Origin of the sequence: Bacteroides sp. RTP21281st1_H5_RTP21281_210402 (assembly GCF_040918965.1) — a bacterium.
Lineage (GTDB): Bacteria > Bacteroidota > Bacteroidia > Bacteroidales > Bacteroidaceae > Bacteroides > Bacteroides congonensis.
In genome coordinates this window covers 902737-918105 of sequence record NZ_JBCOWR010000001.1, presented here as the reverse complement: position 1 = coordinate 918105, position 15369 = coordinate 902737, and the positions used below count along the sequence as shown (strand labels likewise).

The 15369-nt window shown below is 37.3% G+C and carries 10 protein-coding genes; 7 read left to right on the top strand and 3 right to left on the bottom strand.

Annotated elements, in window-relative coordinates; genetic code table 11:
- The first annotated feature begins 622 nt into the window (after nucleotides 1-622).
- On the top strand, nucleotides 623-2773 hold the full coding sequence (locus AB5443_RS03670) for a BT4734/BF3469 family protein (RefSeq protein WP_368113270.1): 2151 nt from the start codon (nucleotides 623-625) through the stop codon (nucleotides 2771-2773).
- A 14-nt stretch (nucleotides 2774-2787) separates the two neighbouring features.
- Here AB5443_RS03670 and AB5443_RS03665 read toward each other — a convergent pair whose 3' ends face one another.
- Nucleotides 2788-3222 carry a DUF6078 family protein gene (locus AB5443_RS03665; protein ID WP_368113269.1) on the bottom strand — a complete coding sequence of 145 codons (435 nt, stop codon included), beginning with the start codon at nucleotides 3220-3222 and terminating at the stop codon, nucleotides 2788-2790.
- A 261-nt stretch (nucleotides 3223-3483) separates the two neighbouring features.
- On the opposite strand from AB5443_RS03665, the gene AB5443_RS03660 reads away from it, so the two are divergent.
- Genes AB5443_RS03660 through AB5443_RS03650 form a run of 3 tightly spaced genes read left to right on the top strand, consistent with a single transcriptional unit; the run spans nucleotide 3484 to nucleotide 9082 of the window.
- Nucleotides 3484-6201 carry a DEAD/DEAH box helicase family protein gene (locus AB5443_RS03660; protein ID WP_368113268.1) on the top strand — a complete coding sequence of 906 codons (2718 nt, stop codon included), beginning with the start codon at nucleotides 3484-3486 and terminating at the stop codon, nucleotides 6199-6201.
- A gap of 5 nt (nucleotides 6202-6206) precedes the next feature.
- Nucleotides 6207-7637, top strand: a complete 1431-nt coding sequence (locus AB5443_RS03655) for an N-6 DNA methylase (RefSeq protein WP_368113267.1) — start codon at nucleotides 6207-6209, stop codon at nucleotides 7635-7637.
- Nucleotides 7637-9082, top strand: a complete 1446-nt coding sequence (locus AB5443_RS03650) for a restriction endonuclease subunit S (protein ID WP_368119588.1) — start codon at nucleotides 7637-7639, stop codon at nucleotides 9080-9082. The genes AB5443_RS03655 and AB5443_RS03650 overlap by 1 nt, the downstream gene beginning before the upstream one ends.
- Here the strand turns inward: AB5443_RS03650 and AB5443_RS03645 are convergent.
- Nucleotides 9077-9604 carry a restriction endonuclease subunit S gene (locus tag AB5443_RS03645; protein ID WP_368119587.1) on the bottom strand — a complete coding sequence of 176 codons (528 nt, stop codon included), beginning with the start codon at nucleotides 9602-9604 and terminating at the stop codon, nucleotides 9077-9079. The genes AB5443_RS03650 and AB5443_RS03645 overlap by 6 nt on opposite strands.
- 6 nt (nucleotides 9605-9610) lie before the next feature.
- Between AB5443_RS03645 and AB5443_RS03640 the strand changes: the two genes are divergently transcribed.
- Entirely contained in the window at nucleotides 9611-10414 is an 804-nt protein-coding gene (locus AB5443_RS03640; protein WP_368113264.1) for a tyrosine-type recombinase/integrase, read from the top strand.
- Between the two features lie 29 nt (nucleotides 10415-10443).
- Here AB5443_RS03640 and AB5443_RS03635 read toward each other — a convergent pair whose 3' ends face one another.
- Complete coding sequence (locus tag AB5443_RS03635; RefSeq protein WP_368113263.1) at nucleotides 10444-11706, bottom strand: restriction endonuclease subunit S; 1263 nt, start codon at nucleotides 11704-11706, stop codon at nucleotides 10444-10446.
- 282 nt (nucleotides 11707-11988) lie between these two features.
- Between AB5443_RS03635 and AB5443_RS03630 the strand changes: the two genes are divergently transcribed.
- Together AB5443_RS03630 and mcrC are read left to right on the top strand one after the other, a co-directional pair.
- Complete coding sequence (locus AB5443_RS03630; RefSeq protein WP_368113262.1) at nucleotides 11989-14325, top strand: AAA family ATPase; 2337 nt, start codon at nucleotides 11989-11991, stop codon at nucleotides 14323-14325.
- A complete protein-coding gene (mcrC, locus tag AB5443_RS03625) occupies nucleotides 14322-15368 on the top strand; it encodes a 5-methylcytosine-specific restriction endonuclease system specificity protein McrC (protein ID WP_368113261.1) in 1047 nt (348 codons plus the stop codon). Before AB5443_RS03630 ends, mcrC begins: the two co-directional genes overlap by 4 nt.
- Nucleotide 15369: the final 1 nt, after the last annotated feature.

Genomic DNA, 15369 nt, shown 5'->3' with positions numbered 1-15369 from the left:
ATTGATTTATAACTAAATAATAAAATATAAACAAGGCATATTTAAAAATAAAAAAGCACGGAATTTGACGAAGAACCATAAAAAATAAAATATATCTGTCATCTGTCACAGATTATAAACTAACCTGCAGATTATAAGTACTTAACGCTGTGACAGCACAAGGTGACAGCAGTGTGATAGCAATAATGCTGTCACCTGGAAAACAAAGACAAAATAAAGACGCTGTCCGAAAATGAATAGTATCAGCTATAAATGGATAAGTCGTTCAATTTATTATCTCCATACTTATGAGTTGTGTCCTGCCTTGAAACTAACAGTTTCAAGGTGCGAAACTTTAGTTTCATACGCTTGAAACTCTAGTTCCAATTGCTTGAAACCATTGGTTTCTTGCCGATGAAACTATAGTTTCTCCTAGCTGAAACTTTAGTTTCAAGCAGAGAAAAACTAATTTCTCCGTAATAGAGTGGTGACAATCCCATTTCTATCAGTTAAAGACCCACTTGATATATCAATAATTTTTTATATTAAAAACTTGTTTTCCTTGCCGGTTTCGGATATTATGACTAATTTAGCAGTCTCAACGATCACGAAGACGCTGACAAAACAATTTATTATCAAATTAATGAAAATTACTCAATTTCGTAAGAACGAAGATACGACAGCGCTCAGCGTAATGGATCTTGATATATTTGTAAATAAGATAAAGACAGAAATAAAATCCCGTCCTGTTTCTACATTCAGAGAGCATCTGCGATATACCCTTTCTGATGAACGGTGTATGTTTGCCGATAAACTTCCTCAAATAATTCCCGCCGCCGAATTCCGAAAAGTAAACGGTCAGAAACAGATGAAAAGCTACAACGGTATTGTAGAACTGACCATCGGCCCCTTGTCCAATAAATCGGAAATCGCTTTAGTGAAACAAAAAGCCTGCGAGCAACCGCAAACCCGTTGTGCTTTCATGGGTTCAAGTGGCAAAACGGTGAAAATATGGACTACCTTCACCCGGCCGGACAACTCCCTTCCCAAAACACGGGAAGAAGCGGAACTATTCCACGCCCACGCCTATCGACTAGCTGTGAAATGTTATCAGCCCCAAATCCCGTTCGATATACTTCCCAAAGAACCGACTCTGGAACAATATTCGCGTTTATCCCACGACCCAGACATCATCTACCGTCCGGATTCAGTCCAGTTTTATCTCTCCCAACCGTCATCAATGCCCGAAGAAACCACTTTCCGGGAAGCGGTTCAAGCAGAGAAATCTCCATTGACCCGTGCCGTACCGGGATATGATGCGGAAAATGCCTTCCTGATGCTTTTCGAAGCCGCTTTGCGGAAAGCATACGCCGATCTCAGGGAAGCGGGACTTGAATTGCGCGAAGATACATGGCATCCTTTAGTCGTCCAACTGGCTAAAAACTGTTTTGCTTCGGGACTTCTGCAAGAAGAAGTCGTGAAACGTACTGTTTTCCACTTCTATATGTATAAACAGGAAGCGCTTATCCGGCAAATGATTGGCAATATATATACCGAGTGCAAAGGTTTCGGCAAGAATATCAGCCTGAGTAAAGAGCAACAACTCGCTTTGCAAACCGAAGAATTCATGAAACGCCGCTATGAATTCCGCCATAACACCCAAATCGGCGAGGTGGAATATCGTGAAAGGCTTTCTTTCCGTTTCCGCTTCAATCCTCTCGACAAACGTGCACTGAACAGCATTGCCCTGGATGCGCAAATGGAAGGTATTCCGTTGTGGGACAGGGATATAAGCCGTTATATCTATTCCAATCGTGTACCTGTATTCAACCCCTTGGAAGATTTTCTCTACCGGCTTCCGGTATGGGACGGCAAAGATCGTATCCGTGCATTGGCAGCCACCGTTCCCTGTAAGAATCCGTATTGGATGGATTTGTTCCACCGTTGGTTCCTCAATATGGTTTCCCATTGGAAAGGAAGCAATAAAAAGTATGCAAACAGTGTTTCGCCCTTACTTGTCGGGCCGCAAGGGACACGCAAATCCACCTTTTGCCGGAGTATAATGCCCCCTTCCGAACGTTCCTACTATACCGACAGCATTGATTTCTCCCGAAAGAAAGATGCCGAACTTTACCTCAATCGTTTTGCGCTCATCAATATTGATGAATTTGATCAGGTGAGTTCGACGCAACAAGGTTTCCTGAAACATATTCTGCAAAAACCTGTGTTGAATGTGAAGAAACCTCATGGCAGTGCCGTGCTCGAAATGCGCCGTTATGCCTCATTCATAGCCACAAGTAATCAGAAAGACCTGTTGACCGACCCTTCCGGCAGCCGTCGTTTTATTTGCATCGAAGTGACCGGAGTAATTGATACCAACCGTCCGATAGACTATGAGCAGCTTTACGCACAAGCCATGTACGAATTGGAGCATGGCGAACGTTATTGGTTCGACCAGGAGGAAGAAAAGATTATGGTGGAAAACAACCGTGAATTTGAACTAGTTCCGCCGGAAGAACAACTTTTCTTCCGTTATTTCCGTGCTGCACAGGCTGAGGAAGGGGAGTGGCTGTCTCCTGCCGAGATTATGGAAGATATACAAAAAGGCAGTTCAATCCCGATGTCTGTCAAAAGGGTTAATTCCTTCGGAAGAATACTGAAAAAGCAAGAAATCCCTTCCAAACATACGCGTAGCGGTACACTCTATCATGTTGTAAGATTAATACCCTGCCGTCACCTCTTGCTGTCACAGTCTTATCGGTTCATTACTAAACTATTAACCCCTAAACTGTGACAGATGACAGCAACTCACCAAATATATTCTTCTGTGTAGCGTTGGTAAGTTGGTTCTTCTTTTATCCCTTTGTTACGGAATAGCTGTTTTATGTAGGCTTGGTCTTTAGGCATAAGCCCCCGTTCTCCGCGATAAAACCTGTAATATCCTGTTTTCCCATAGTGCCCCACCAATTGTATTCTGATACTGACCGCATCTTCATAAGGGATTCTGTCAAGCAACCGTTTAAGTCCCCACGCCATATGAACTTTGACAGCAGTCTTGAAGCATTCGCATTGGTTTCCATCCGCAGGATAACGTGCAGGATTAACGATGGAGATATAGAGGTAATCGGCTATTTTATCTTGCGTAACTACGTGGCGTAAGCATTTCGAGGCTTGCGGACATTGGTCGTTGAAACACCGGGAGAAATTGTAGGGGACAGACGGGCTGTCGGATTCTTCTTTCATCTTGTAGGGTTTATTTTATTTGTGAGATATTATTGTTAATACGTTAATTTACGGGAAAATATTCTTCACAAAAGTAGGGCTTTATTTTGGGAATGGGAAACGTTTGGACAAATATTACTGATATGCAAAGAATCTTTTATAGAGAAATTGTGTTGTGATGTATCAAAAAATCTCCATTTCTTTCTCATATTCTATATTTTTACCTATTTTTGTAGCTTCCGATAATATAGCCTTATCGGAAGTTACAAAAAAGACACACACATGAAACCGGAAGAAAAGGCTCGAATAATAATTGACCGTATGCTTAATGATGCGGGGTGGGAAGTAGTTGATAGAAATCATTATTCTCCTGAAGTATCTGCTATAGCAGTCGAAGAAGGCTTGCTGAAAGGTAATCGTGAAGCTGACTATTTACTTTTTTTAAATGGTAAAGCTGTTGGCGTATTGGAAGCAAAGAAAGAATCTGTGTCAATTTATTCTGAAATTGTGGCAGACCAGGCTGAAAAATATACTAGAGGTGTACCTCATTGGTGTCAGGCTTGGATGAATCCTTTACCTTTAGTTTATTTGTCAAATGGAAGGGAACTGTTATTCAGAGATACCCGTGAAGTTGATTCTGAATATATTTCTTTGAATAAAATTCATTCTCCTAAAGAAATAGTAAAACTATTAGGACTTAAAGATGATTTTGCAGGACTTCCAACTTTAAAAAGGAAAGGATTAAGGGATTGCCAGTATGAAGCAATAACAAAATTAGAAAATAGTTTTCGTAGCGGGCATGATCGTGCATTGATGGTTTTGGCTACGGGAGCGGGAAAGACTTATACCGCATGTTTGGCTGCCTATCGTTTGTTGGCTTTCACTTCAATGAAGAGGGTTTTGTTTCTTGTTGACCGTAATAATCTTGGAAAACAGGCAGAAGGAGAATTTGGAACATTCCGTTTGACAGAAAATGGTGATCCGTTTAATACCATATTTGGGGTAGAAAGATTGAAAACCGCGAAAATCCCAAATGATGCCAATGTTGTTATCTCTACTATACAGCGTTTATTTTCTTTATTGTCCGGAGACGATTTTATAGATGATGATAATGAAGCGGATTATGTTGTCGACGGTACTAGAAATATGAATTTGCCGGTTCATCCTAACTTGCCCCCGGATTACTTTGACTTGATAATTATTGATGAGTGTCATCGCTCTATTTATGGTAGTTGGCGAAGTGTGCTTGAATATTTTAGTTCTGCAAAAATGATTGGGTTAACAGCTACTCCTGCTGTTGAAACATTGGCTTTCTTTAATAACAACTTAATAGTGAACTACACTCTTGAAAAGTCAATAGTTGATGGTGTCAATGTTGATTATAGGGTGTTTCGTATTAAAACACAAGTAACCGAAGATGGCGGTGCAATTCGCGAGGGGGATAAAGTACGTAAAATAACCCGCTATACAGGTAAAACTGAAAATATCGAAACACAGGAAACGACTACTTATACAAGACAGGAACTGAATAGAAGTATTATTAATCCTGCTCAAATAAAGTTGATTTTAGAGACATATAGAGATTCGGTTTATACAGAAATGTTTAATGATCCCCAAAGGGAACCTAATTTTGACTATTTACCTAAGACATTAATATTTGCTTTGAATGATGCTCATGCAAGTAATATTGTTAAAATAGCGAAGGAAGTCTTTGGACGTGAAGATGATACGTTTGTGCAGAAAATCACTTATTCGGCTGGAGATAGTAATGAATTGATACGTCATTTTCGTAATGATAAGGACTTCCGTATTGCTGTAACTGTGACTTTGGTTGCTACTGGAACAGATGTGAAGCCTTTGGAAGTGGTGATGTTTATGCGTGATGTAGAGTCTGACTCTCTTTATACTCAGATGAAAGGTAGGGGAGTACGTACAATTGGTGATGAGCAACTTCGTAATGTTACTCCAAATGCTCATAGTAAAGATTTGTTTTTCTTAGTCGATGCAGTGGGAGTAACAGAACATGAGCATTATGTAACAACTTCTGGAGCGGGAAGCAATACTGAAACATTGTTGTCTTTAAGGCAACTTTTAGAGCGTATCTCTCATGGTGAACTGCCGGATGAACATCTGCGATTGTTGGCTAGCCGTCTGTCAAGAATACATAATAAGGCAAATGAAGAACAGAGGAATGAGTTTGTAAGATTGGCTGGTACAGATATGCGGGATATGGCATCTCGTATATATGAAGCTTTGGATAATAATCTGTTGCCGGAATATGTGAATATAAACGAACCGAATAACGAACGGAAAGGCTTGGTACGTCCTCTCGCTATTCATCCTGATGCCCGTGAATATCTGTGTATTCTGAATGCTGGATTTGTCACAATTTTAATGCCTGGTGAAGATACATTGATTGAGAAAGGATTTTCCATAGAGGAAGCTCACGACACGACTCAGGCGTTTGAACAATATGTAAATGAACATAGGGATGAGATAGAGGCTTTACGCATTATTTATAATAATAACGGAGAACCTATCACTTATGCAATGCTTAAGGATTTGGAGAACCGGATGAAAATGGAGAATTACAAGTTTAATCCTTCTCAATTATGGAATACATACTCTATTGTTAACCCTTCCAGGGTAGTACATTTTGGGACGAAAGAAGAAAAAGAAGCATTAACTAATATTATTCAGTTAGTCAGATATGCTTATCATCAGGTGACAGAACTTCGTAGCCTGTCATCAATGGCTGCTCAACGTTTTGAATTGTGGTGTGGGCAGATACAGCGTACAATGACTGATGCTCAAAAGAATACTATCCGTCAGATTGTGAACTATATTGTAGCGAATGGTTCTTGTACGATAAAAGAAATAAAGGAAGATGATAAAACGATAGCGCTTCAGATGATACGTAAGTTTGGTACTATAGCAGCGGTGAATGAGGCTATTGTTTCATTATCTCAGTTTTTAATTTATAATAGAAAAGTAGCATAATTAAAATGGCGAAATCAAATTCGAATGAGCAAGGTCTGACTAAAAAGGTCTGGACACTTGCCACTACGTTAGCGGGTCAAGGTATTGGATTTACCGATTATATAACCCAATTGACTTATTTGTTATTTCTGAAAATGGATGATGAAAACGTTAAATTGCTTGACGAAGAATCAGCCATACCTGAAGGATATCGTTGGGAAAATCTGATAGTATTAGATGGTCTTGACTTGATAGGTCAGTATGAAAATACATTGAAAATACTGAGTGAGCAGGATAATCTGATTGGTACTATCTATACGAAAGCTCAAAATAAAATAGATAAGCCTGTATATTTGAAGAAGGTCATAACAATGATTAATGAGGAGCAATGGCTTATAATGGATGGTGATGTTAAGGGGGCTATTTATGAAAGTATTTTAGAGAAGAATGGACAAGATAAAAAGAGTGGTGCAGGTCAGTATTTTACTCCTCGTTCTCTTATATCGGCAATGGTTGATGTAACTCGTCCTCAAATTGGGGAAACGGTTTGTGACCCGGCTTGTGGAACTGGTGGCTTTCTTTTGGCAGCTTATGACTACATGAAAAAACAATCACAAGACAAAGGCAAACGGGATTTTTTGCGGAATAAAGCTCTGCATGGTTCGGATAATACCCCTTTGGTTGTTACATTAGCTTCGATGAACTTGTATCTTCATGGTGTTGGTACTGACCGAAGTCCTATTATATGTCAGGACTCTTTAGAAAAAGAACCTGATATACTAGTGAATGTCATTCTTGCTAATCCGCCTTTCGGAACCCGTCCTTCCGGTTCTGTCGACATTAATCGAAGTGATTTTTATGTTGAAACGAAAAATAACCAATTGAATTTCTTACAACATATAATGCTTTCGCTTAAAACAGGCGGACGTGCAGCGGTCGTTTTGCCTGATAACGTACTATTTGAGGGGGGTGCTGGAGAAGTGATTCGTAAGAAACTACTTTCAGAATTTAATTTGCATACTATCTTGCGTTTACCGACAGGTATATTTTATGCTCAAGGTGTAAAAGCTAATGTCTTATTCTTTACAAAAGGTAGTAGTACGAAGGATATTTGGTTTTATGATTATCGTACAGATATAAAGCATACATTGGCTACTAATCCAATGCAACGGCATCATCTTGATGATTTTGTTTCGTGTTATCATGCGGAGGATATAAATGCTCGTGTAGAAACATATAATGCTGAGAATAATCCGAATGGGCGTTGGCGTAAATATACTTGTGATGAAATAATAACTCGTGACAAGACTAGCCTTGATGTATCTTGGATAAAACAGGGTGGAGATGAAGTAGACTATTCATTATCAGAATTGATGGATATTATTAAAGAGAAAAGTGACAACATAAGTAAAGCGGTGGCTGAACTTCAAAAATTAATGGCAAATATCGAGGGCTAATGGACACAAAGAAACTACGACAGAAAATATTAGACCTCGCTATTAGAGGAAAACTTGTCCCACAAGATCCAAATGATGAACCTGCATCTGTTTTACTTGAACGTATTAAGGAAGAGAAAGAACGTTTGATAAAGGAGGGAAAGATTAAGAAAAGTAAGAAAACAGTTTCTTCTGATACGCCACATTATGAGAATGTACCGTTTGAGGTGCCGGATAATTGGGTCTGGGCGACAATTGAAGAAATCTGTTCAAAGATTGGTTCAGGTAGTACACCAAGAGGAAGCAATTATGCTGTTGAGGGAATACCTTTCTTCCGTTCACAAAATGTATATAATGATAGACTCGTTTATGATGATATAAAGTACATTTCCGATGAAACGCATCAGAAAATGAAGGGCACTGAAGTGCTTGCTAACGACTTATTATTGAATATTACAGGTGGATCATTAGGAAGATGTGCCGTAGTTCCTGCTGATTTTAATCGTGGCAATGTTAGTCAGCATGTTTGTATAATGCGTCCGATTCTAATAGAGCCTGAATATTTTCATGCATTAATCTTATCGTCATACTTTTCTAAATCAATGAAGATTACGGGGAGTGGTCGTGAAGGATTACCAAAATACAGTTTAGAACAAATGACTTTCCCTTTACCACCTTTTGCCGAACAACATCGTATCGTAGCTGAAATAGAAAGGTGGTTCTCTTTGATTAACATCATTGAAAATGATAAATACGATTTACGAACTACAATCAAACAAGCCAAGAGCAAAATCCTTGGCCTTGCTATTCATGACAAACTTGTACCACAAGACCCGAATGATGAGCCAGCCATTGAACTGCTGAAGCGCATAAATCCCGACTTTACACCTTGTGATAACGGGCATTATACGCAGTTGCCTGATAGATGGACTATAGCTACACTCAAAGATTTATGTGAGAACATCAATGGCTTGTGGAAAGGAAAGAAAGAACCATTTGTTAATGTGGGGGTTATACGCAATGCAAATTTTACAAAAGACTTTAAGTTGGACTATACAAATATTGAGTTTATTGACGTAGAACAACGAACTTTTGCTAAACGCCATTTAATCAATGGCGATTTAATTGTAGAGAAATCAGGCGGCAGTGATAATAATCCTGTGGGAAGAACAATACTATATGAAGGAGAAAGCGGTGTCTTTTCATTCAGCAATTTTACAATGGTGTTAAGAATAAGGTATAATGATACCGTATTAAGTAAATACTTGTATTACTATATTCTAGCAAAATATCAGACTGGGGCTATGAGATTGATGCAAACACAAACTACGGGTTTGCACAACTTAATTCTTGATAAATTTTTATTGATGCCTATATGCTTACCTCCACTCTATGAGCAGAAACGAATAATAGACCGAATAGAAACGATTTTTACCACTTTAGATGCAATAATGGAGAGCCTATAAACTCTCCATTACTGTATCCAAAGACATAAACGCTTTATTTATAGCCTTTATAATCCTTTGTTGTTCCTTGTAAGGTGGAATAGGAACTTCTATCGCTTTGAATAATTTCTTGTTCAAGTGAGGAATGGCAGAACCAACCTTACTTTCTCGCAAGACTTTCCTATGCAAGTTGATAACTTGTAGTACATATTCTTCGTTCATATTTTCGTTGATAAGCAACTGTTTGAAAGTACTTCCTTGATAGCCGTCAATCGGAGTCCTAAATACCTCACCAGAGTTCTCGCCATCTACTAAAATCAAAAGTGAATTTGCAGTAATATATTTTCCAGAAGTCAAAGTTTTGGCATCACGCTCACCACGCAAATATTTGACATCAAGATTTATTCGTTCTATTCCTTTTTGCTTATCACCATCAATCAACGAACATAGTATGTGCATAGGAGCTACAGTCCAACAATCAGGTAAGTTCGTATAATGCCCGATATATTCTATTATATTGTTACCGTATTCATTATAAATCAATATAATATGGTAACAAAATTCAAAAGCTATCTCGCCAAAACTAATTTGGCAAAAAACACTGTTACATCGTATGTGTGGACAGTACAGTATTTCCTCAATCATTATGGAGAAGTAAACAAAAAGAACCTTTTAACATATAAAGGGTATCTGGTGGAGAACTTTAAACCGCAAACGGTAAACCTACGATTGCAAGGTATCAACAAGTATTTGGAATTTACAAAACAGGAGAAACTGAAGGTAAAGTTCGTTAAAGTGCAGCAGAAGAACTTTTTGGAAAATGTCATCAGCGATGCAGACTACAAATTTCTAAAAACACGCTTAAAGGCTGATGGTTATAATGAATGGTATTTTATCGTATGGTTTATGGCTGCCACAGGCGCACGTGTCAGCGAATTACTTCACATCAAAGCAGAGCATGTACAAATTGGTCATCTTGATCTTTACAGTAAAGGTGGAAAAATACGTCGTTTATATATTCCGAAAAATTTGCGTACAGAAGCCACAAAATGGCTCAAAGAAAAAAGTCTTATTTCCGGCTATATATTCCTGAACCGATTTGGGGAACGTATTACAACACGTGGCATAGCCCAACAACTGAAACATTTTGCGGGAAAATACGGAATGAATAAGGAAGTGGTTTATCCTCATTCATTCCGTCATCGTTTTGCCAAGAACTTCCTTGACCGATTCAATGACCTTGCTCTACTTGCTGACCTTATGGGACATGAAAGTATTGAAACTACTCGTATTTATCTCCGTCGAACAGCTAGTGAACAGCAAAAAATTGTGGACAAAGTAGTAAACTGGTAAGTTTTATCTATCCTTAGAAGTGTAATTAGTTACACTTCTAAGGATTTTTGAATATCATCAAGGAATGAAAAAAGTTCTTCTATCTTTTGAACGATGCGTTGTTGCTCGTTGATAGGGGGGAGTGGAAAATACATATCATTAAAGTCTGTAATATTAAATCCTGTTTGAGCCGTCCTTGAAATTTCTTTTAGTTTTCCTTGATATAGGTCAGATAAATAATAATAGTATGCATACTCCTTGTATATGAGATTTTCAAATTTAAAGATAACCTTTGCCATTGCCACATTATAAGCCCCTTGTTTAGCATGAAACACTTTTCCTAAAGAACCACCATAACGTGCTAATAATATATCTCCTTTTTCGGTCTGTTTTGAAGCAAGATTAATTGGGATATAAACAGGTACAGGAGACTCTCCATAATCTCTAATCTGATAAAGTCTAATGTAATTTGGTTTAGGTATAGTTTCAAAATAACTCTTCGCAGGTTGTGATCCTCCAGATATGTCTAAGATAGAATTATGACTACACCATACCCATGTCTTAGGTATTTTATAAGGTAACTTCCCACTATGCCCGTTATCACAAGGTATGAAGTCGGGATTTATACGCTTCAACAGCTCAATTGCTGGCTCTTCATTTGGGTCTTGCGGTACAAGTTTTCCGTGAATGGCAAGGATGAGTATTTTGCTTTTGGTTTGCTTGATGGTTGTTTGTAAATCAGCTTTGCCTTGTTCTATTTGGTCAATCAACGCAAACCATTTCTCTATTTCTACCACAATACGTTGTTGCTCGGCAATGGGTGGTAATGGTATCATTCCTTTGCACGCATCATTTGTGCTTAATCTTGGCATTTTAACACCGTAACCACATTGTTGCGTATAATCAAGGAAATATGCAGACCGCAACACATGGCACAAATAAAAATTGGAAATACCACAATATGAATTGAAAGGAATAATTTCCGTTGTACAATACCCAGTTTTAGGAGCAACCAACACCTTATTTAAATATGTGCGCAATTTGGAATATAATACATCTCCTTTGTCGAATTTGTAACGTACACCTTTGATGTTTCTTTCTTTTTTCGATAGCATTTGAATAATGGAAGCTGTATCTTTTTCTAAATCTTCAAGTTCTAGTATCCATTCGTCAGCGGCAATATCTATGACAGAAACATTATTGCAATCACCATAATTACTTATTTCTCCTAGTGTTGTCCATACCCATGAACTCGGCACCTCAAACGGTACATTCTCATAATGTGGCGTATGTGGTTTTAAAGTAATAAACAAAAGTGGTTTATTGCATGAGTATTATTCATAGCGACAATATTATTCTGTGTAATGTAGATAGTAGGTATATTTCAATAAAAAACACAGGTGTTTACTATATTAAAATAACTATTCTGTATCTTTGTGACTTAAAAAGTAATTCGCGGGTAGGTGATTTTGTTTTTATAAAGGTGTTTGTTCTGTTGTAGGGTGCTTTTGATTACATTGTTGAAAGAATTGAACATGATAAAATAAGGCATTGGAAGGTGAATTAATGAAGAAAAGTTTTAATACTATTTGAGTATGATTGACAGAAGACAGATATATCAAGATTTTCAAGCTGCTTTTCCGAAAGAGCATCTTGTAAAAATGACACTTACACAATATACAAATCTCGAAAGACAGAATTCGTTTTGTTATTGGGTTGAATCTAAAACATATGATTTAGGTTCTATTTGGGGTGGCTCTTCTTATAAGTTTGGTATTTATGAATATAGAAACAAACCCAATAAGAATGATTCTCGCATTGTTAGCAATGATAAGTATGCTTGGTATAACAAATATGATAAGCAGACTGCTGATGAAGCATTTTCTGTTGTCAGAAGTACAATAATTAAAATAGTGGAACATGCAAGCAAAGGTGAATTGGAAGCAATAGAAAAAATAGATGAGTTAGGTGACGCTTACAAATGGAAAATAGCATTTTTATATTCAGATGAGACTCTAATACCAGTATATAAGCGTGATATGTTGGTTAAGTTGGCTAGTTATTTTGGTATGTCTGTCACAAATAAAACTAAAATTTCTGATTTGCAAAGGTTCCTGATAGAACAGAAAGGCGAAAAAGACCTTTTCGAATTTTATGAGGAGTTACTAAATATTGTAAATGAATTAGATAGTTCAAATATGGAACATAAGATTTGGTTATACGCTCCGGGAGAAAATGCATCCAAGTGGGATGTATGTCTATCTCAAAATATAATGTGTATTGGTTGGGATGATATGGGTAACCTTTTGGAATACTCTTCTAAGAAAGAAATGGCAACTAAGTTGCAGGAGATATATGGAAAACCGGAGGCTTCATTTAAAAATGATAGTTTGGCATTATGGGAGTTTGCTCATGAGATGCAAGTGGGCGATATTGTTATAGTCAAGAAAGGTCAGAATCAAATAATAGGGCGGGGTATTGTGGAAAGTGACTATGCTTTTGATGATTCTTTTCCTGATTTTAAGCATATTCGTAAAATGCAATGGACGAATGTCGGAGAATGGGAGACAGTAGGTAAGAATGTCCAAAAAACTTTGACCGATATAACCAAACAGCCGGATTATGTGAAATCTTTGGAGAAGCTATTTGAAAATAAATCTCAAAAACAATATTGGTGGCTTGTGGCTAGTCCTAAGATATGGAGCTTTTCGAAAGCTCCGGTTGGGGAAATACAAGACTATACGCTTTATAATGATAGTGGAAACCAACGAAGGGTATTCCAAAATTTTATTGATGCAAAAGAAGGAGATGTTGTTATTGGCTATGAAGCTACTCCTGTTAAACAGGTGGTAGCTATTGCCGAAATAGCCAAATCTGCCGATGGACAAAAAATATATTTCAAAAAGACTGAAAGTTTATTGAATCCTGTTGATTATTCAGTTATAAAGGATATACCGGAATTAAGTGGTATGGAATTCCTGAAGAATAAGAACGGCTCGTTTTTCAAACTGACAAAAGACGAGTATAACATCTTGATGAAATTAATACGTGGCGGAAATCCTATGCATAATCCTCAATATTCCGAAACAAATTTTTTGGATAATGTATTTATAAAATCAGAAGAGTATAACAAATTGAGAAACCTGTTGTTGGCAAAGAAAAATGTCATATTACAAGGCGCTCCGGGTGTTGGTAAAACGTATTCGGCAAAACGTTTAGCTTATTCTATTATAGGAGAAGAAGATAGAACTAAAATAGAGTTCATTCAATTTCATCAGAATTATTCCTACGAGGATTTTGTGATGGGGTATAAGCCAAAAGAAGATGGTGGTTTTGAGCTTAGACGAGGGGTATTCTATAATTTCTGCCGGAAAGCCCAAAGTGATCCGGATAAGAAGTATTTCTTTATTATTGATGAAATTAATAGAGGAAATATGAGTAAGATTTTTGGTGAGTTACTGATGCTTATTGAAAACGATTATCGGGGCGAAAAACATCAAATCCGTCTTGCATACAATGATGAGTATTTTTCTGTACCGGAGAATCTTTATATCATAGGTATGATGAATACGGCAGACCGTAGCCTGGCTATGATTGACTACGCTTTGCGTCGTCGGTTCAGTTTCTTTGATATGGTGCCGGGATTTGATTCTGATGGTTTCAAAAAGTATCAGGAGAATCTTGATTGTGACGCCTTTAATAGGGTGATTGATGCCATCAAAGCTCTGAATGTTGAGATTGCTAAAGATGATTCACTCGGAAAAGGCTTTTGTATCGGTCATAGTTATTTCTGTAATCAGGAATCTATTGATAATATGTGGCTTGGAAATGTGATTGAATATGATATTGCCCCTATGTTACGCGAATATTGGTTTGACAATGATAAGAAATTCAAAGAAGAAACGGACAAATTATTGAGCTTGATAAAATGACAATAGACAAAGGTATATTCATTCGCAATATCTATTATATGTTGACTTATGCTTTTCAAGAGCTTAAGCAGAACAACTATGAAGAAATAGCAGGTGAAGAATTTGACGAGATTCATGATTTATTTGCTGAAATTCTAGTTCGTGGTATTTCGTATCAACTTAAGCAGGGGTTACATAAAGAATATATTTCCTGTCATGGTTCATTATCTACGTTGAAGGGTAAGCTTGATATAAATGGTACTATCAATAATTTGATGCGAAAACAACAGAAAATAGATTGTGAGTATGATGAATTATCAGAGAATAACAAGTTTAATCAGATATTAAAGACGACTGTTCAATTCTTGCTGAAACATCCGAAAGTCAAATCGGACAGGAAAGCTTCGTTGATGCGTCTTATGCTTTTCTTTAGCAATGTAGAAGTTATTGATATTCTGACAATAAACTGGACTATTATGCGCTTTGATAGAAATTGCAAGACTTATCAGATGCTTCTATATGTTTGTTATTTCATTCTCGACGGGATGTTAATGACTACGGAAAAGGGTACGTATAAAATGAGGGATTTCTCCGATGAACATATGTGCAGGCTTTACGAGAAGTTTGTTTTGGAATATTACCGAAAGCATTATCCGGAATTAAAAGCAAAGGCTACGCAAATAGACTGGAATATTGATAAAGAGCAGTCTACTTCCAGTATTCTTCCTATAATGCGGACGGATATAACGCTGACATTTAAAGAGAGAACATTGATTATTGATACCAAATATTATAGTAAATCAATGCAATGCCAATTTGACAAGAGAACTATTCATTCTAATAATCTGTATCAAATCCATTCTTATGTAATGAATTATGATGTTGATCATACTGGGAACGTGGATGGAATGTTGCTGTATGCCAAGACAGAAGAAGATATAACACCTGATGGACAGACGACATTTAGGGATGGGAATATCATATATTACCGGACACTTGATCTGAATCAGGATTTTGAGAATATCAAGAAACAATTGGATGGATTTCTAGTACATGGTCTATAAC

Bases quoted from the DNA above. Each gene is read 5' to 3' on its own strand.
- AB5443_RS03655 (WP_368113267.1), top strand. From the start codon at position 6,207: ATGGCGAAATCAAATTCGAATGAGCAAGGTCTGACTAAAAAGGTCTGG.
- AB5443_RS03670 (WP_368113270.1), top strand. From the start codon at position 623: ATGAAAATTACTCAATTTCGTAAGAACGAAGATACGACAGCGCTCAGC.
- AB5443_RS03640 (WP_368113264.1), top strand. From the start codon at position 9,611: ATGGTAACAAAATTCAAAAGCTATCTCGCCAAAACTAATTTGGCAAAA.
- AB5443_RS03665 (WP_368113269.1), bottom strand. From the start codon at position 3,222: ATGAAAGAAGAATCCGACAGCCCGTCTGTCCCCTACAATTTCTCCCGG.
- mcrC (WP_368113261.1), top strand. From the start codon at position 14,322: ATGACAATAGACAAAGGTATATTCATTCGCAATATCTATTATATGTTG.
- AB5443_RS03660 (WP_368113268.1), top strand. From the start codon at position 3,484: ATGAAACCGGAAGAAAAGGCTCGAATAATAATTGACCGTATGCTTAAT.
- AB5443_RS03630 (WP_368113262.1), top strand. From the start codon at position 11,989: ATGATTGACAGAAGACAGATATATCAAGATTTTCAAGCTGCTTTTCCG.
- AB5443_RS03650 (WP_368119588.1), top strand. From the start codon at position 7,637: ATGGACACAAAGAAACTACGACAGAAAATATTAGACCTCGCTATTAGA.